This is a genomic window from Solirubrobacter pauli, assembly GCF_003633755.1.
Classification (GTDB): domain Bacteria; phylum Actinomycetota; class Thermoleophilia; order Solirubrobacterales; family Solirubrobacteraceae; genus Solirubrobacter; species Solirubrobacter pauli.
In genome coordinates, this window is the sequence record NZ_RBIL01000001.1 from 1,869,246 (window position 1) to 1,885,633 (window position 16,388).

The 16,388-nt window shown below is 68.6% G+C and carries 17 protein-coding genes; all 17 read left to right on the forward strand.

The window, feature by feature from the left end; all coding sequences use genetic code 11:
• The first annotated feature begins 24 nt into the window (after nucleotides 1-24).
• Complete coding sequence (locus C8N24_RS08810; protein WP_121249696.1) at nucleotides 25-399, forward strand: cupredoxin domain-containing protein; 375 nt, start codon at nucleotides 25-27, stop codon at nucleotides 397-399.
• Entirely contained in the window at nucleotides 396-866 is a 471-nt protein-coding gene (locus tag C8N24_RS08815; RefSeq protein ID WP_121249697.1) for a flavin reductase family protein, read from the forward strand. Before C8N24_RS08810 ends, C8N24_RS08815 begins: the two co-directional genes overlap by 4 nt.
• The gene (locus C8N24_RS08820; RefSeq protein ID WP_121249698.1) at nucleotides 863-1,303 is read left to right on the forward strand and encodes a hypothetical protein; all 441 of its coding nucleotides are present in this window, start codon (nucleotides 863-865) and stop codon (nucleotides 1,301-1,303) included. Before C8N24_RS08815 ends, C8N24_RS08820 begins: the two co-directional genes overlap by 4 nt.
• Before the next feature lie 96 nt (nucleotides 1,304-1,399).
• The gene (locus tag C8N24_RS08825; RefSeq protein ID WP_121249699.1) at nucleotides 1,400-1,762 is read left to right on the forward strand and encodes an NADH-quinone oxidoreductase subunit A; all 363 of its coding nucleotides are present in this window, start codon (nucleotides 1,400-1,402) and stop codon (nucleotides 1,760-1,762) included.
• The gene (locus tag C8N24_RS08830; RefSeq protein WP_342794372.1) at nucleotides 1,753-2,439 is read left to right on the forward strand and encodes an NADH-quinone oxidoreductase subunit B; all 687 of its coding nucleotides are present in this window, start codon (nucleotides 1,753-1,755) and stop codon (nucleotides 2,437-2,439) included. Before C8N24_RS08825 ends, C8N24_RS08830 begins: the two co-directional genes overlap by 10 nt.
• Nucleotides 2,432-2,944, forward strand: coding sequence for an NADH-quinone oxidoreductase subunit C (locus C8N24_RS08835; protein WP_121249700.1), 513 nt, complete (start codon nucleotides 2,432-2,434; stop codon nucleotides 2,942-2,944). The genes C8N24_RS08830 and C8N24_RS08835 overlap by 8 nt, the downstream gene beginning before the upstream one ends.
• Nucleotides 2,932-4,215, forward strand: coding sequence for an NADH dehydrogenase (quinone) subunit D (gene nuoD, locus C8N24_RS08840; protein WP_245971794.1), 1,284 nt, complete (start codon nucleotides 2,932-2,934; stop codon nucleotides 4,213-4,215). Before C8N24_RS08835 ends, nuoD begins: the two co-directional genes overlap by 13 nt.
• Entirely contained in the window at nucleotides 4,215-4,844 is a 630-nt protein-coding gene (locus tag C8N24_RS08845) for an NADH-quinone oxidoreductase subunit NuoE family protein (protein WP_121249701.1), read from the forward strand. Before nuoD ends, C8N24_RS08845 begins: the two co-directional genes overlap by 1 nt.
• On the forward strand, nucleotides 4,845-6,197 hold the full coding sequence (nuoF, locus tag C8N24_RS08850) for an NADH-quinone oxidoreductase subunit NuoF (protein WP_211339889.1): 1,353 nt from the start codon (nucleotides 4,845-4,847) through the stop codon (nucleotides 6,195-6,197).
• 6 nt (nucleotides 6,198-6,203) lie between these two features.
• Nucleotides 6,204-8,801, forward strand: a complete 2,598-nt coding sequence (gene nuoG / locus C8N24_RS08855) for an NADH-quinone oxidoreductase subunit NuoG (protein WP_121249702.1) — start codon at nucleotides 6,204-6,206, stop codon at nucleotides 8,799-8,801.
• 4 nt (nucleotides 8,802-8,805) lie between these two features.
• The gene (gene nuoH, locus C8N24_RS08860; RefSeq protein WP_211339890.1) at nucleotides 8,806-9,831 is read left to right on the forward strand and encodes an NADH-quinone oxidoreductase subunit NuoH; all 1,026 of its coding nucleotides are present in this window, start codon (nucleotides 8,806-8,808) and stop codon (nucleotides 9,829-9,831) included.
• On the forward strand, nucleotides 9,831-10,361 hold the full coding sequence (nuoI, locus tag C8N24_RS08865) for an NADH-quinone oxidoreductase subunit NuoI (RefSeq protein ID WP_121249703.1): 531 nt from the start codon (nucleotides 9,831-9,833) through the stop codon (nucleotides 10,359-10,361). The genes nuoH and nuoI overlap by 1 nt, the downstream gene beginning before the upstream one ends.
• The gene (locus C8N24_RS08870; RefSeq protein WP_121249704.1) at nucleotides 10,361-10,981 is read left to right on the forward strand and encodes an NADH-quinone oxidoreductase subunit J family protein; all 621 of its coding nucleotides are present in this window, start codon (nucleotides 10,361-10,363) and stop codon (nucleotides 10,979-10,981) included. Before nuoI ends, C8N24_RS08870 begins: the two co-directional genes overlap by 1 nt.
• On the forward strand, nucleotides 10,981-11,280 hold the full coding sequence (gene nuoK / locus C8N24_RS08875; RefSeq protein ID WP_121249705.1) for an NADH-quinone oxidoreductase subunit NuoK: 300 nt from the start codon (nucleotides 10,981-10,983) through the stop codon (nucleotides 11,278-11,280). The genes C8N24_RS08870 and nuoK overlap by 1 nt, the downstream gene beginning before the upstream one ends.
• Nucleotides 11,277-13,286 (forward strand): NADH-quinone oxidoreductase subunit L, encoded by a 2,010-nt coding sequence (nuoL, locus tag C8N24_RS08880; RefSeq protein ID WP_121249706.1) that lies wholly within the window; start codon nucleotides 11,277-11,279, stop codon nucleotides 13,284-13,286. The genes nuoK and nuoL overlap by 4 nt, the downstream gene beginning before the upstream one ends.
• A complete protein-coding gene (locus tag C8N24_RS08885) occupies nucleotides 13,283-14,749 on the forward strand; it encodes a complex I subunit 4 family protein (protein ID WP_245971795.1) in 1,467 nt (488 codons plus the stop codon). The genes nuoL and C8N24_RS08885 overlap by 4 nt, the downstream gene beginning before the upstream one ends.
• On the forward strand, nucleotides 14,746-16,374 hold the full coding sequence (locus C8N24_RS08890) for an NADH-quinone oxidoreductase subunit N (RefSeq protein ID WP_121249707.1): 1,629 nt from the start codon (nucleotides 14,746-14,748) through the stop codon (nucleotides 16,372-16,374). Before C8N24_RS08885 ends, C8N24_RS08890 begins: the two co-directional genes overlap by 4 nt.
• The last annotated feature ends 14 nt before the right edge of the window (nucleotides 16,375-16,388 follow it).

Sequence of the window (16,388 nt, forward strand, 5' to 3'; positions counted from 1 at the left end):
CGGGTGCGACAGCATAGGAGAAAGATGCGTCTGCGGACCCTTACCCCCGTCGCCCTCGTCGCGATCACGCTCCCCCTCGCCGGCTGTGGCGGCGCGGGCGAACCCGTGCGCGAGCGCGGCACGACGTTCAGCGTCACGGTCGACGACTACCTGATCCGGCCCCAGGAGCTGCGGGTGCCGAAGGGCAGGCGGCTGACCATGACGGTGGTCAACCGCGGCCGGCTCGGCCACTCGATCCGGATCCGCGGCGCGACCAAGAACATCCTCACCTTCGACTTCCTCCGCCCGGGTGAGTCGAAGACCCGTGAGTTCAAGCCCAGCCCGGGCACCTACACGATGTACTGCGTGCTCGCCAACCACGAGGAGCTGGGCTTGTACGGCAAGCTGACGGTCGGATGAAGGTCGTCGAGCCCCAGCGCTTCCGCGAGGTGATGAGCCACTTCGCCACCGGCGTCACGGTCGTCACGGCGAGCACCGCCGACGGCCCGGTGGGCATGACGGCCAACGCCGTCTGCTCGCTCTCGCTGGACCCGCTGCTCGCCCTCGTGTGCTTCGACAACGGCTCGCGCACGCTGCGGGTCGTGCGCGAGGAACGCCGCTTCGGCATCAACGTGCTCGCCTCCGGCCAGCAGGACCTCGCCCGGCTGTTCGCCTCCAAGACGCCCGAGGCCGAGAAGTTCGCCGGCGTGCAACACACCGTGCACGAGGGCATCCCCGTGATCGAGGGGACGATCGCCTGGGTCGGCTGCGAGCTCGAGCAGCTGATCCCCGGGGGCGATCACACGATCGGCATCGGCGCCGTGATCGCCGCCGAGAAGGCGACCGAGCGCGACCCGCTCGTCTGGTACCGCGGCGAGTACCGATGAACGACGTCCACTACTGGATCGGCGCCGTCACGGTCGCCGCCAACGGGCTCGCCGCCGCGGTCGGGCTCGTCGCCTGGCTGCTGTGGCGCAACCCGAAGCTGTTCTGGGTGCTGCTGCGCGCCGGGCAGGTGCTGGTCGTCCTGTCGTGCGTCGTGGGCTCGGTGCTGCTGCTGGAGGGCCGCAACCTGCCGCGCCTGCACCTCGTCTACGCCCTGACCCCGATCGCCGTCAGTTTCCTTGCCGAGCAGCTGCGGCTCGTCACGACGCCGACGTTCCTGGAGCAGCGCGGGCTCGAAGGTGGCAAGGACGTCGCAAAGCTCCCAGCGCTCGAGCAACAGGCGCTCGTGACAGCGATCCTGCGCCGAGAACTGGCGGTCATGGCGACCTCCGCCGGCGTGGTCGCGACGCTCGTCGCCCGTGCGCAGCTGTGGCTCTGAGCCAAACTTTGGCTCTATTCCGACCTTTTCGGTAGGTCTTTAGGTGCGCTTTGTAACTAAGTGACAGTCGCGCACAAGGTGCTACAAATCCGAGACGTGATCCGCGCGTACCTGCCGGCGATCGTCTTCGTGGTCCTGGGCGTTGGCCTTGGCGTCGTCTTCGCGTCGCTCAACTCCGTTCTCGGCCCGAAGCCGCGCCACCAGCGCAAGGCGACCTCCGAGCCGTACGAGAGCGGCCTGCCGTCCGAGGTCAAGAAGACGATGCGCTTCGGCATCTCCTTCTACCTCGTCGCGATGCTGTTCATCTTGTTCGACATCGAGACGATCTTCCTGTTCCCGGTGGCGATGCAGCTCAAGACCTTCGGGACGTTCGCGCTGGTGGAGATCTCGGTCTTCATCGTCTTGTTGTTCGTGGCGTTCGTGTACGTCTGGCGCAGAGGGGCTCTCGAATGGAAATAGTCCGCCAGGAGTTGGGCAGTGGCAGCAAGGGCGAGTTCCGCTCGCGCCAGCTCACCGCCCGCCGCATGCTCGCCAACGAGCTCGAAGGCGAAGAGCTCGAGCAGTACGTCGAGGAGCGCCTGCTCACGACGACGCTCGAGAAGGCCGGCAACTGGGCTCGCGGCAACGCGTTCATGCCCGCCACCTTCGGCCTCGCCTGCTGCGCCATCGAGATGATGGCCATGGTCAGCCCGCGCTACGACGTCGCACGCTTCGGGTTCGAGGCCTTCCGCGCCTCCCCCCGCCAGGCCGACCTGATGATCATCTCGGGCCGCGTCTCGATCAAGATGGCGCCGGTCGTGCGCCGCGTGTACGACCAGATGCTCGAGCCCAAGTGGGCGATCGCGATGGGCGCCTGCAGCTCGTCGATGGGCGTCTTCAACAACTACGCGATCGTGCCCGCCGACAAGTTCCTGCCGGTGGACCTGCACATCCCGGGCTGCCCGCCTCGCCCCGAGGCGCTCATGTACGGGATCCTCAAGCTGCGCAACATGGTTATGGCCAAGCCGGACCAGGGCTGGCGCACGCGCTACGGCGGCGGCGGCACCGAGGAGTTCGACCCGAAGGAGATCGAGGTCGACCAGGACGCGGTCAACGTCGCGGCGAACCCGCTGGGCAGGGCTGGCACCAGTGCCTGACGCGACCGGCCTGGAGCTGATCGCCCAGGAGCTGCGTGAGCGCGACTCGGAGTCGGTCCTCGACACGGCCTACTTCCGTGAGAAGGCCGCGCTCACCGTCACCGCGGGCTCGATCCGCGAGACGCTCGAGTGGCTGCGCACCAAGGGCTTCAACTTCCTGGCCTCCGTGCACGGGGTGGACTACTACCCCGAGGAGCCCCGGTTCGGCGTCCACTACGAGATGCTGGACATGACCGAGGTGGACCGCCTCACGGTCAAGGTCCGCGTCCCGCTGGACGACCCGCACGTGCCGTCCGTCGTCGACGCATGGCCGACCGCGAACCACCAGGAGCGCGAGGTCTTCGACATGTTCGGCGTGATCTTCGACGGTCACCCGGACCTGCGCCGCATCCTCATGCCCGAGGACTACGAGGGCTTCCCGCAGCGCCGCGACTTCCCGATGGGCGGCGAGCAGATCCTCTTCACGCACAACGAGCCGAAGAACCCGGGCTGGTGGAAGAAGTGAGCGACGTCACGCAGCGCACCGGCCAGACCTCGGCGGTCCCCGGCCTCGGCTACCGCGAGCTGGAGGAGTCCTCGTACGACGCGGGCTACCTCGAGCACCCCGAGCACGAAGAGCTGCTCACCCTGAACTTCGGCCCGCACCACCCGGCCACGCACGGCGTGCTGCGGCTGATCACGACGCTCGAGGGCGAGGTCATCCGCGACCTCAAGCCGGTCATCGGCTACGTCCACACGGGCATCGAGAAGAACTGCGAGGACAAGGCGTACTGGAAGGTCATCCCGCTCGTCGAGCGGATGGACTACCTGTCGTACTACTTCAACGCGATGGCCTACTGCGGCGCCGTCGAGACGCTGCTGGACATCGACGTCCCGCCGCGCGCGCAGTACCTGCGCGTCGCGCACCTCGAGCTCAACCGCATCGCCTCGCACCTGCTGTGGCTCGCCACCGGCGGCCTGGACCTCGGCGCCATGTCGGTGTTCTTCTATGGCTGGCGTGACCGCGACCAGATCCTCGACCTGTTCGAGATGTCGTCCGGCCAGCGCATGCACCCGCGCTACTTCCAGGTCGGCGGCGTCGCCGAGGACGTCCCGGCGGGCTGGGTCAAGAAGGTCAAGGCCTTCACGGCGACCTTCCCCAAGCGCCTGGACCAGTACGCGGACCTGATCGACAACAACCAGCTCCTGCTGCAGCGCCTGCGCGGGACGAACATCGTCGACAAGGACACGCTGCTCCAGCTCGGCGTCACCGGCCCGCTGCTGCGCGCGGCCGGCAACCCGTGGGACCTGCGCAAGGCGCATCCCTACTCGAGCTACGACCACTTCGACTTCAAGATCCCGATCGGGACCGTCGGCGACAACTACGACCGCTACCGCGTCCGCATGGCCGAGATGCGCGAGTCGGTCAAGATCATCGACCAGGCGCTGGACGGCCTGCCCGACGGCGACTACATCACGAACAACCGCAAGTACGCGCTGCCGCCGCGGCACGAGCTGGCGACGTCGATGGAAGCGCTCATCCACCACTTCAAGCTGGTGACCGAGGGCTTCCGCGTCCCGCCGGGCGAGGCGTACTACCCGATCGAGTCGCCGCGCGGCGAGCTCGCCTGCTTCGTGCGCTCGGACGGCTCGTCCAAGCCGGCGCGCGTGCACATGCGCGACCCCTCGTTCGTCAACCTGCAGTCGCTGAAGGTCATGACCGAGGGCGAGTACGTCGCGGACATGATCATCGCGCTGGCCATGCTCGACCCGATCCTCGGAGGCATCGACCGCTGATGGCCATCGATCCGAGCAAGATCAAGCGCTACTCGCACGGCTCGCGCGTCCCGGGCTGGGACGAGGCGGCCGACCTGTCGAAGGACCCGGCGGTCGTCCCCGACCCCGCGACCACCTACGTGCCCGACCACGTGCGCGAGGCGATCCAGGTCCTGATGGGCAAGTACCCGGACGTCCGCTCCGCGGCGATCCCGGCGATGAAGATCGTCCAGCGCGAGCACGGCTGGCTGTCGCCGACGGCGATGGAGCAGGCCGCGTGCGTGTTGCGCCTGACCCCGGCGTACCTCGTGTCCGTCGCGAGCTTCTACGACATGTTCGAGCTCGCTCCCAAGGGCAAGAACGACGTGTACGTCTGCACCAACATCTCCTGCTCGCTGCTCGGCGCCGACGGCGTCTACGCGCGCATGAAGGACGAGATGGACGGCGACCCGGACTTCAACGTTCGCGCGTTCGAGTGCCTGGGTGCCTGCGAGATCGCGCCGATGGCGTCCGTCAACGGGGTCTACGTCGGCCCGCTGACCGAGGACGACTGCGCGACGATCCGCGAAGACCTCAAGGAGGGCCGCGAGGTCCTGCCCGACAAGCAGCTGGCGAAGCGCAAGGCCGCCTCTAAGCACTGGAAGCGATAGATGCTCGCGAACATCGACACGATTCTCTTCAAGGACATCGACGAGCCCGGCCTCAACACGCGTGAGGTCTACGAGCGGCGCGGCGGCTACGAGATGCTGCGCAAGGCGCTCAAGATGGAGCCGGGCGAGGTCCTCGACGAGATGCTCGCGTCGGGCGTCCGCGGTCGCGGCGGCGCCGGCTTCGCCATGGGCCGCAAGATGTCCTTCATCCCCAAGGGGACGATGGACAAGTACCTCGTCTGCAACGCGGACGAGTCCGAGCCCGGCACCTTCAAGGACCGCGAGCTGATGCAGAAGAACCCGCATCTGCTCATCGAGGGCATCATCATCGGCGCCTACTGCATCGGCGCCTCGCGGTCGTTCATCTTCATCCGCGGCGAGTACGACTACGTCGCCGACATCCTCGACGCGGCGGTCGCCGAGGCCCGCGCGGCCGGCTACCTGGGCGAGAACATCCTCGGCTCGGACCACACGATCGACCTGGTCGTGCACCGCGGCGCCGGCGCCTACATCTGCGGCGAGGAGACCGCGCTGCTCGACTCGCTCGAGGGCAAGCGCGGCAACCCGCGCCTGAAGCCGCCGTTCCCGGCCGTCCAGGGCCTCTACCAGGGCCCGACGCTCATCAACAACGTCGAGTCGCTGATGAACGTCCCGGTCATCCTGAACATGGGCGGCGCCGAGTTCGCCAAGATCGGCACCGAGACCTCCACGGGCACCAAGCTCGTCTCGATCTCCGGCCAGGTCAAGTACCCGGGCAACTACGAGATCGAGCTCGGCATGAAGACCCGGGACATCCTCTTCGGCCTCGCCGGCGGCCCGCTCGAGGGCCGCACGTTCAAGGCCTGGTTCCCCGGCGGTTCGAGCTCCCCGGTGCTCCCGCTGACGGAAGAGGTCCTGGACCTTCCGTACGACTTCGACTCGCTCGCGAAGGCCGGCTCGATGCTCGGCTCCGGCGCGATCATCGTCTTCGACGACTCCACCTCGATCGTGGACGTCTGTTACAAGACCGCGCACTTCTACCGCCACGAGTCGTGCGGCAAGTGCTCGCCGTGCCGTGAAGGCTGCAACTGGACCGAGAAGATGCTCGTCCGGATCAAGAACGGCGACGCCACCCCGATGGACCTGGACATCATCGAGTCCGTCTGCGGCCAGATCATGGGCAACTGCCTGTGCGTGCTGGGCGACGCGATGGCGATGCCGGTCTCGTCGATGATCAAGCACTTCCGGCCCGAGTTCGAGGCCTACATCGAGGCCAAGCGCGAGGAGGCGGGCTTCGGCGTCGCCATCCCGCAGGTCAACCGCGGCGCGCACGCCGGCCCCGGTCCGGTCCTCCACCCCGCTCAGGCTGCCTAACCAGAGATGCCGCGCCCAGTCGTCAAAGAGATCACCTTCACCCTCGACGGTCGCGAGGTCCAGGCGCCCGAGGGCATGATGCTCGTCGATGCCGCCAACACCTACGGCGACACCGAGATCCCCGTCTTCTGCTACGAGCCCAAGCTGGGCCAGCCCGTCGGCGCCTGCCGCATGTGCCTGGTCGAGATCGAGGGCATCCCGAAGCTCCAGACCGGTTGCTCCACCCCCATCCGTGACGGCATGGTCGTCAACACGCAGACGCAGCGCGTCCACGACGCGCAGCGCGCGGTGGTCGAGTTCCTGCTCATCAACCACCCGCTGGACTGCCCGGTCTGCGACAAGGGCGGCGAGTGCCCGCTGCAAGACATCACCTACGGGTGGGGTCCCGGCACCTCCCGCTTCATCGAGCCCAAGCGCCACTTCAAGAAGCCGCTCGAGCTCTCGCCGCTGATCGCGATCGACCGCGAGCGCTGCATCCTCTGCTACCGCTGCGTGCGCTACTCGCAGGAGGTCAGCGAGGACTACCAGCTCGTGCTCCAGCAGCGCGGCGCCGCGTCCTACGTCTCCACCTTCGACGGCCACCCGTACGTCGCGCCGTTCTCGGGCAACATCATCGAGCTGTGCCCGGTGGGCGCGCTGACGTCCCGCGCGTACCGCTTCCGCGCGCGCCCGTGGGACATCGAGGGCGCCGGCACGATCTGCGCGGGCTGCCCCGCCCAGTGCAACGTCGAGCTGACCGTCCGCGACGAGCGCGTCCTGCGCGTCCTCGGCCGCGACAACGACCAGGTCGACGACGGCTGGCTGTGCGACAAGGGCCGCTTCGGCTACCAGGCCGTGCACTCGGACGAGCGCATCACGACGCCGCTCGTGCGCGAGGGCGACGAGCTCAAGCCCGTCAGCTGGGACAAGGCGATCGAGATCGCCGGTGCCGCGCTCGGGAAGGCGGGCGCCAAGTCCGCCGCGATCGCCGGCGGCACGACCACCAACGAAGAGGCGTTCCTGCTGCAGGGCCTGTTCCGCGGCGGCCTCGGCTCAGGCCACTTGGCGTCCCGCGCGGGCGGGGAGCAGCCGCTGGACGTCGTGCGCGGCCTCGCCGACCCGAAGCTGCAGGCCACCGTGCCGGACCTCGAGTTCGCGCACACCGTGCTGCTGGTCGACTGCGACCCGATCGACGAGGTCCCGGTGTGGGACCTGCGCATCCGCAAGGGCGTGCGCCGTCACGGCACGAAGGTCGTCGTCGCGTCCGCGCGCCCGACCGCGCTCGATCCCAACGCCGCCGCCACGCTGCGCTTCGCGCCGGGCGGGGCCGAGGCCTTCCTGGTCGCGCTCGACGCCGCGCTGAGCGGCGATACGGGCAACCTGGGCGGCGCCGCGTCCGCGGCGGGCACGAACGCGACCGCGGTCTCCGAGTTCGCCGACGCCCTGCGCGCCGCGGGCGAGGAAGTCGTGATCGTCTACGGCGAGCGCGCGCTGCGTGGCTCCGCCGGCCGTGCGCTCCTCAACATCGCTTCCCGTCTGAACCTCGCGAGCATCGCCAACGCCGGCGTGCTCGAGCTGCCCGCTTCGCCGAACGGCCGCGGCCTGCGCGAGGCCGGCTTCGCGGCCGGTCACGGCCCGGGCTACGCGTCGGTCGACGCGACCGGCCTGGGCGGCGAGGACATCGCCGCCGGCCTGGCCAGCGGCGACCTGCAGGCGGTCTGGCTGCACCACGTCGACCCGCTGCGCAACTACCCGAACCGTGGCGCCTGGGAGAAGGCGCTCGGCGGCGCGCAGACCGTGATCGCGGTCGAGTCGCAGCTCACGGACACCGTCCGCGAGTTCGCCGACGTCGTCTTCCCCGCCGAGGCGTACCCGGAGAAGGAAGGCACGCTGACGCATCCGGACGGGCGCGTGCAGCGCCTGCGCCAGGCGATCGGCCACCCGCGTGGCCCGGGCGCGCAGCCCGGCTCGGGTGTCCGCGCCCTGTGGCAGGTCATCTCGGACGTCGCGCGCGCCGTGGGCTTCGACGAGGGCACGGCCTTCGTCGGCTCGCAGGTGTCGCAGCGGCTGTTCGAGGCCGTCCCCTTCTACAACGGCCTGACGCTCGACGCGATCGGCGGCCGCGGCCTGCGCTGGCAGGAGCACAACGCCTTCGAGGGCCCCGTGCCCGAGCCGGTCGCGCTCGACGTCCCGACCGGCCTGCCGGCCAAGAGCGACGCGGAGCTGCGCCTCGGCACCTACCGCCCGCTGTGGGCGGCCAAGGAGGTCGACATCGCGCCGGCGCTGCAGTTCATCCGCGCCAAGCAGGTCGTCGAGCTCTCGCCGGCCGACGCCGGTTCGCGCGGCATCAACGAGGGTGACCGCGTCGAGGTCGGCAACGGCACGCGGATCCCCGCGACCGTGCGCCTGCGCGCGTCGATCCCGGCCGGCAGCGTGTTCCTCGCCGAGGGCATCGCCGAGCACAACGCGAACGTCCTGACGCACGGCATCGTCGAGGTGCACCGGGTGGGGCCCGGTTCATCTACGCCGTCGTCAGTTCCGATCCAGTCGCAGCCCGCCGTCGAGGGCCTGGCCGAGATGCCGCCTTCCGCAGGCCTGCCGATCCCGCCCCGGGAAGTGACTTGACCTGATGCCCGTCTTCGGTGAAATCGGCTACTACGAGCCGTGGTGGATGCAGATCGCCAAGGCACTGGCGATCTTCCTGATCGTCTTCAACATGGTGCCGCTGGCGCTGCTGGCCGACCGCAAGCTGCTCGGCCGCTTCCAGAACCGCTACGGCCCGACCCGCGTCGGGCCCTTCGGCGCGCTGCAGGCCGTGGCCGACATCGGCAAGCTGCTGTTCAAGCAGCAGTTCGTGCCGGCTGACTCGCGCAAGTGGCTCTTCATCGTCGCGCCGGTCATCTCGATGATCACCGCGGCGGCCACGCTCGCGATCATCCCCTTCTCGGACACCGTCGACATCTTCGGCACCAAGACAGGCCTGTACGGCGTCGATCCCTCGATCGGCATCCTCTTCGCCTTCGCCTTCGGCGGCATCGCCTTCTACGGCCTGATGCTCGGCGGCTGGTCGTCGAACTCGAAGTACTCGTTCCTCGGCTCGATGCGCTCCGCCGCCCAGCTGATCTCGTACGAGATCGCCCAGGGCCTCTCGATCATCGGCGTGATCATGATGGTCGGCTCCCTGTCGCTCGTGGACATCGTCCAGTGGCAGGAGGAGCACTTCTGGCTCTTCGGCCCGCAGTTCGTCGGCTGGCTCATCTTCCTGGTCGCCGGCTTCGCCGAGACCAACCGCCCGCCGTTCGACCTCCCCGAGGCCGAGGCCGAGCTCGTCGGTGGCTACTTCACCGAGTACGGCGGTGGCCGCTTCGCCGCGTTCTTCGCCGCCGAGTACCTGAACATGGTCGTCGTCTCGCTGCTGTTCACGACGATCTTCTGGGGCGGCTGGGACGTGCCGTTCTGGGATCAGCCCAATTGGATCGAGCCGATCGTCGTGCTCCTGAAGATGTGGGTCTTCATCTTCTTCTTCATCTGGGTCCGCGCGACGCTCCCGCGTCTGCGCTACGACCAGCTGATGTCGTTCGGCTGGAAGATCCTGCTGCCGCTGGCGACGCTCAATGCCCTTGTCACTGCAGTTCTCGTGGTGGTGCTCGACTGATGCCTTATGACCCCGGTGACGACGTCATCGTCATCCACCAGCCCCGGGAGGGTGCTGCGTCCGGGACGTTCCGCGCCTTCGCCGCGACGCTGAAGGGTCTCAAGACGACCTTCGCGCGCGTCCCCGAGGGAACGATCACGATCAACTACCCCGAGGAGAAGACGCCGGTCTACCCGCGCTTCCGGGGCCGGCACAAGCTGCACCGCTTCGAGGACACGGGCCTCGAGAAGTGCGTCGGCTGCTCGCTGTGCGCGGCGGCCTGCCCCGCGGACTGCATCCGCGTCGTGGCCGCCGAGAACACGCCGGACAACCGCGTCAGCGCCGGTGAGCGCTACGCGGCGGTGTACGAGATCAACCTGTCGCGCTGCATCTTCTGCGGCTACTGCGAGATCGCCTGTCCGTTCGACGCGATCACGCTCGGCCACGACTACGAGATGGCGGACTACAACCGGTCCGACCTCATCTTCACCAAGGAGATGCTGCTCGCCGAGCCGCTCGAGCGCACGCCGCTCCGGACCGAGGGCGAGTAGTGGCCGAGGTCTTCTTCTTCCTGGCCGCGATCGGCGCCGTCGGCGGCGCCCTCGGCACCGTGATGCTGCGCGACGCGTTCTACAGCGTCCTCGCGCTCGTCACCCACCTCATCTTCCTGGCGATGCTGTTCCTGCTGCTGCGCGCGGAGTTCGTCGCCGCGGCGCAGGTGATCGTCTACGCGGGCGCCGTGATGGTGCTCTACGTGTTCGTCGTCGGTTATGTCGGCGGCCTCGAGGCCGGTCTGGCAGGACGGTCGGGTCCGGCGCTGCGCGTCATCTCCGTGCTGTTCGCGCTCGTGCTCTTCGTCGAGCTGGCGATCGCGCTGATCGGCACGGGCCTCGAGGCGCTCGACAGCGAGGGCGCGCCCTACGTGCCCGGCTTCGGCGAGCCCAGCCGCATCGGCGAGCTCTTCCTCACCGAGTACCTCGTGGCCTTCGAGGTCGCGTCGCTGCTGCTGCTGGTCGCGGCCGTCGGCGCCGTGATCCTCGCCCGCCGCCGCTCCGGCCTGGCCGACCCACGCGAGATCTCCTTCACGGACTTCATGAAGCGCGACGAGCTGACCAAGGGCGAGGGCGACACCGGCACGATGATCGAGGCCGGCGGCCCCCGGGACATCTAATGGATCTGATCTGGTACCTGATCGTCTCGGCGCTGATCTTCTGCATCGGCGCCGGAGGCGTTTTGACACGCCGCAACCCGCTCGTGGTCCTGCTGTGCCTCGAGCTGATGCTGAACGCCGCGAACCTGGCGCTGGTCGCGTTCGCGCGCGCGCACGGGGACATGGGCGGGCAGATCTTCGCGCTGATGGTGATGGTCGTCGCGGCTTGCGAGGTCGCGGTCGGCCTCGGCCTCGTCGTCGCCATCTACCGGCGCCGACTGCCGATCGACGTGGATGAGCTGCGGGAGCTTCAAGGATGAGCGTGCAAACTCTTGGCTGGTTCGTGCTGCTGCTGCCCCTCGCGGGCGCGGCGCTGATCGCCCTCACCTTCAAGGCGCTGCCCCAGCGCGTCCACGGCCTGATCGGCATCGCCGCCATCGGCCTGGCGTTCGTCGCCGCCGTCCTGATGTTCTTCGCGCTGCAGGACCGCGGCGAGGAGGAGCGCCAGGTCGTCTCCGTCGCCTGGGACTACGCGAACACGATGGGCGTGGACGCCCAGCTCGCGATCCTCATCGACCCGCTGTCGGTCCTGATGTGCCTCGTGGTGACCGGCGTCTCGACGCTGATCCACGTCTACTCGTTCTCGTACATGGGCGGGGACCGCGGCTACACGCGGTTCTTCTCCTACCTGAACTTCTTCGTGTTCAGCATGCTGCTGCTCGTCCTGGCGGCGAACTTCTTCCTGCTCATCGTGGGCTGGGCGTTCGTCGGCGCGGCGTCCTACATGCTGATCTCGTTCTGGTACCGCCGGACGACCGCCACGAAGGCCGGCATCAAGGCCTTCGTCATCAACGTCGCCGGTGACGTCGGCCTCGTGCTCGGCGCCTACTTCATCTTCAAGGGCACCGGCACGCTCGACTTCCTCAAGAACTTCGAGCTCGTCGGCGAGGCGTTCACCGAGAACCAGCCGGAGCTGGTCGCGGGCTGCATCCTGCTGCTCGTCGGCGCCTTCGCCAAGTCGGCGCAGGTCCCGTTCCACACGTGGCTCCCGGACGCCATGGAGGGCCCGACGCCGGTCTCCTCCCTGATCCACGCGGCCACGATGGTCACCGCGGGCGTCTACCTGATCGCCCGCCTGCACCCGCTCTTCGAGCACGCGCCGGACGCCGCCATGGTCGGCTCCGTCGTCGGCTGCGCGACGCTCCTGATCGCCGCGACGATCGGCCTGGTCGTGACCGACCTCAAGCGCGTCATCGCCTACTCGACGATGTCGCAGATCGGCTACATGATCATGGCCGTCTCCTCCGCGGTCTACGCGGCCGGCATGTTCCACCTGATGACGCACGCCTTCTTCAAGGCGCTGCTCTTCATGGCGGCCGGCTCGGTCATCTCCGCGATGGGCGGCAACCAGGACCTGGACCGCATGGGCGGCTTCCGCAAGGTGATGCCGTTCACGTTCGCGTGCATGGTCATCGGCGGCCTCGCGCTCTCGGGCATCCCGCCCTTCTCGGGCTTCTTCTCCAAGGACGAGATCCTCGCCTACATGATGGATCGCGGCGGGGTCTACCTCGTGATGGCGATCCTCGGCTACGTCGGCGCGCTGATGACGGCCTTCTACACGTTCCGGATGATCTTCCGGGCCTTCTTCGGCCCGATGTCCCCGGAGGCCGAGGAACTCTCGCACGGCCACCTCTACCACGCGCCCGAGCCGACCAACCCGGCCAACGGCGAGGTCGAGGACACCGAGGTCGGCTTCCCCGGGCCGGAGCACCACATCGCCGAGCGCGCGGGTGGCATGAAGATCGCGATGGGCGGCCTGGCCGTGCTGGCGATCGTCGGCGGCTTCCTGCAGATCCCGGGCGTCACGTCCGAGCTGCACCACTTCCTGGAGCCGACGTTCCACGACTCCGAGCTGTTCGAGACGATCGAGCCCTCGGCCACGGCCGAGTGGATCGGCCTGCTGGTGGGCGCGGTGATCGGCGCGGTCGGCATCTTCGCCGCGTGGACGATCTACGGCAAGGGCGGCAACGCCGCGAGCTTCCAGGCCCGCTTCCGCCCCATCCACAAGGTCTTCGTCAACAAGTGGTACTTCGATGAGGCGATCGACTTCTTGATCGTGCGCCCGGCGGCCTGGCTCGGCCGCTTCGCGAACAGCACGTTCGAGCGGATCTTCGTCAACGGTGCGCTGGTCGGCGGCTCCACGGGTGCGGTTCGCGCGCTCTCGGCCGCGGTGCGCGGCATCCAGTCCGGTTACCTGCGCTACTACGCGGCGCTGCTGCTCATCGGTTTCAGCGGCCTCGGCGCCTACTTCCTCATCTCCGCATGACCATCCACCTGAGCATCCTCGTCTTCTTCCCGCTGCTCGCGGGCCTGCTCGCGGCGTTCTCGCCGGGTTCGCTGGCCCCGAAGATCCTGCTGATCGGCACGGTCATCCCGCTCGTCTACACGATCTACATGATCACGGACTTCGACGCGGGCGCCGGTCTTCAGCACGTGACCGACGACGCGTGGATCACCGAGCTGGGCATCCGCTACAAGCTCGGCGTCGACGGCCTGAACCTGTGGCTGATCGCGCTGACCACGGTCGTCGCGTTCGCCTCGGCGGTCTGGCTGATCGTCCGTCCGCCGCTCGAGCGCGCCGGCCTCTTCTGCTTCCACTTCGCCCTCGGCGAGACCGCCGTGCTCGGCGCGTTCGTGGCGCAGGACCTGGCGCTGTTCGTCCTGTTCTTCGACCTGATGCTGGTGCCGTTCTACTTCCTCGTCGGCCAGTGGGGCACCGGGGACCGCGCGGCGGCCGCGCTGAAGATGGTCATCTACACGCTGGTCGGCTCGCTGCTCATGCTCGCCGCCGCGGTGGCCACGGCGGTCCTCTCGCCGACGGGCAACCTGACGTTCGTCCTCACGGACCTGCAGGCGAACCCGCTGCCGGAGTCCACGCAGAAGTGGCTCTTCGTCGCGTTCTCGCTCGCGTTCCTGATCAAGATGCCGGCGTTCCCCTTCCAGGGCTGGATGCCGGACGCCTACAAGTCGATGCCGCTACCGGCGCTGGCGTTCTTCTCCGGCGTGGTCTCCAAGGTCGCGGCCTACGGCTTCCTGAAGCTCGTGCTGCCGCTGTTCCCGGCCGCGACGAACGACTGGAACGTGATTCTGCTCGTGCTGGCCGTCGTCTCGATCCTCTACGGGTCGATCCAGGCCTTCACGCAGACCAACGCGCGCCTGATCCTCGGCTACTCGTCGGTCGCGCAGCTCGGCTTCATCACGCTCGGCATCTTCGCGATCGACGCCGCCGGCCAGGGTGCCCAGGGCGCGCTGCTGCAGTCGATCAACCACGGCCTGGTCGTGGCGCCGCTGTTCTTCGTGATCGCGCTGCTCGCCGAGCGGGCGGGCGGCTCGGAGGACATCCGCGACTACGGCGGGATCGCGTTCCGCGCGCCGATCCTGGCCGCGCTGTTCCTGATCGTCGCGCTGGCGACGCTCGCGATGCCCGGCTCGGCGAACTTCGCGGGCGAGTTCCTGATCCTGCTCGGCGCCTTCTCCTCGGTGCAGGCGCTGGCCTTCCTGGCCTCGATCGGCGTGATCCTCGCGTCGGTCTACGCGCTGCGCATGTACATCCGGTCGATGCACAACCGGGTGGGCGAGAAGGTCACCTCCTTCGAGATGAGCCTGCGCGACGGCTTGGTGCTCGTGCCTCTCGTGATCGCGATCATCGCGTTCGCGCTGTACCCGCAGCTCGCGCTGGACGCGGGTGAGGCCACGGTTAAGTCCACGGTGGAAGCGGTGCTGCGATGAACGTCCTGTTGGCTCAGGCGTCGGCCCCCAAGGGCCCGCCGATCAACTGGGAGGCGCTCTCCCCCTTCATCGCGCTCGTCGCGGGCGCGTGCGTGGTCCTGCTCGTCGGGCTCGCGCGTGGCGCGTTCATCCGTCGCCAGGTCGTGCCGGTGCTGACGATCGTGACGCTCGCCGTCACGGCCGGCCTCGGCATCTGGCAGTGGGACGTCAACGAGGCGATCCTCGCGGACGCGCTCAAGGTGGACAACCTGACGCTCGCGCTGCTGATGATCTTCGTCGCCGGCGGCATCGCGGCGACGTTCCTCTCGTGGCGCTCGGTCGCGACGGCCGAAGCGGGCGAGGGCGAGTACTACGCGCTCATGCTCACGTCGATCCTCGGCATGCTCGTGCTGGTGGCGGCGAACGACATCGTCGTGCTGTTCATCGGCTTCGAGCTCCTGTCGATCCCGCTCTACGTGCTGTGCGCGACGCACATGCGCCGTGAGCAGTCGCTCGAGTCGGGCCTGAAGTACCTGATCATCGGCTCGGTCGGCTCGGCCACCCTCCTGTACGGCCTGGCGCTCCTCTACGGCGCCGCCGGCGGCACCAACTACGGCGACATCGCCGCCGCCGGCGCGGAGATGGCCGACGACGTGCTGTTCCTGACGGGCATCGCGCTCGTCCTGGCCGGCCTGGCCTTCAAGGCCTCGGTCGCGCCGTTCCACCAGTGGACGCCGGACGTCTACGAGGGCGCGCCGACGCCGGTCACCGGCTTCATGGCCGTCGCGACCAAGGCCGCGGCCTTCGGCGTGATCCTGCGCCTCTTCAACGATGCGCTGATCGATGCCACCGTCACGTGGGCCCCGGCCTTCGCGACGCTGGCCGTGGTCACGATCATCGTCGGCAACGTCGGCGCGATCGGCCAGTCGTCCTTGAAGCGCATGCTGGCCTACTCGTCGGTCGCGCAGGCGGGCTACATGATCGCCGGCGTGGTCGTCACGACCCAGCTCGGCGTGGCCGCCACGGTCTTCTACCTCGCGACCTACGTCGTCATGAACCTGGGCGCGTTCGCCGTCATCACGGCGCGCGAGCGGGAGACCGGCCTCGGCGACGACATCTCCTCGCTCTACGGCCTCGGCCGCGAGCGGCCGCTGCTGGCGTGGCCGATGACGATCGCGATGCTCGCGCTGGCGGGCTTCCCGGTCACGGCCGGCTTCTTCGGCAAGATCTACCTGATCAACGCGGCCGTCGACAACGGCTACGGCTGGCTCGCCGTGGTCATCGTCCTCGGCTCGGCCGTCTCCCTCGCCTACTACCTCCGCGTGGTCGCGGCGGTGTGGATGCGCGAGGCGCCCGCGACGTCCCTGTCGCTGTCGGCGCGGCCGATCATCGCCGGTGGCTCGCAGGAGGCCGACGACGAGGACCGCGCCGCCGGCATCGAGCCGGGCGCGGACACCGGTCGCGTCGTCTCCGACGACTTCTCCGGCGAGCCGTCGGTCGTCGTCAGCGGTCCGCGGCTCTCGCAGCCCGAGGTCGTGTTCGTCGCCGTCGTCTGCTCGATCGTGACCGTCGCGTTCGGCATCTACCCCGAGCCGCTCTTCGACGTGGCCCGCGACGCGGGCGCCGCGTTCACCTCGCTCCTCTGAGCGTTCGCTGACAG

Bases quoted from the DNA above. Each gene is read 5' to 3' on its own strand.
- C8N24_RS08885 (WP_245971795.1), top strand. From the start codon at position 13,283: ATGACCATCCACCTGAGCATCCTCGTCTTCTTCCCGCTGCTCGCGGGC.
- nuoG (WP_121249702.1), top strand. From the start codon at position 6,204: ATGCCGCGCCCAGTCGTCAAAGAGATCACCTTCACCCTCGACGGTCGC.
- C8N24_RS08830 (WP_342794372.1), top strand. From the start codon at position 1,753: ATGGAAATAGTCCGCCAGGAGTTGGGCAGTGGCAGCAAGGGCGAGTTC.
- C8N24_RS08815 (WP_121249697.1), top strand. From the start codon at position 396: ATGAAGGTCGTCGAGCCCCAGCGCTTCCGCGAGGTGATGAGCCACTTC.
- C8N24_RS08890 (WP_121249707.1), top strand. From the start codon at position 14,746: ATGAACGTCCTGTTGGCTCAGGCGTCGGCCCCCAAGGGCCCGCCGATC.
- nuoF (WP_211339889.1), top strand. From the start codon at position 4,845: ATGCTCGCGAACATCGACACGATTCTCTTCAAGGACATCGACGAGCCC.
- nuoH (WP_211339890.1), top strand. From the start codon at position 8,806: ATGCCCGTCTTCGGTGAAATCGGCTACTACGAGCCGTGGTGGATGCAG.
- nuoL (WP_121249706.1), top strand. From the start codon at position 11,277: ATGAGCGTGCAAACTCTTGGCTGGTTCGTGCTGCTGCTGCCCCTCGCG.
- C8N24_RS08845 (WP_121249701.1), top strand. From the start codon at position 4,215: ATGGCCATCGATCCGAGCAAGATCAAGCGCTACTCGCACGGCTCGCGC.
- nuoI (WP_121249703.1), top strand. From the start codon at position 9,831: ATGCCTTATGACCCCGGTGACGACGTCATCGTCATCCACCAGCCCCGG.
- C8N24_RS08820 (WP_121249698.1), top strand. From the start codon at position 863: ATGAACGACGTCCACTACTGGATCGGCGCCGTCACGGTCGCCGCCAAC.
- nuoK (WP_121249705.1), top strand. From the start codon at position 10,981: ATGGATCTGATCTGGTACCTGATCGTCTCGGCGCTGATCTTCTGCATC.
- C8N24_RS08810 (WP_121249696.1), top strand. From the start codon at position 25: ATGCGTCTGCGGACCCTTACCCCCGTCGCCCTCGTCGCGATCACGCTC.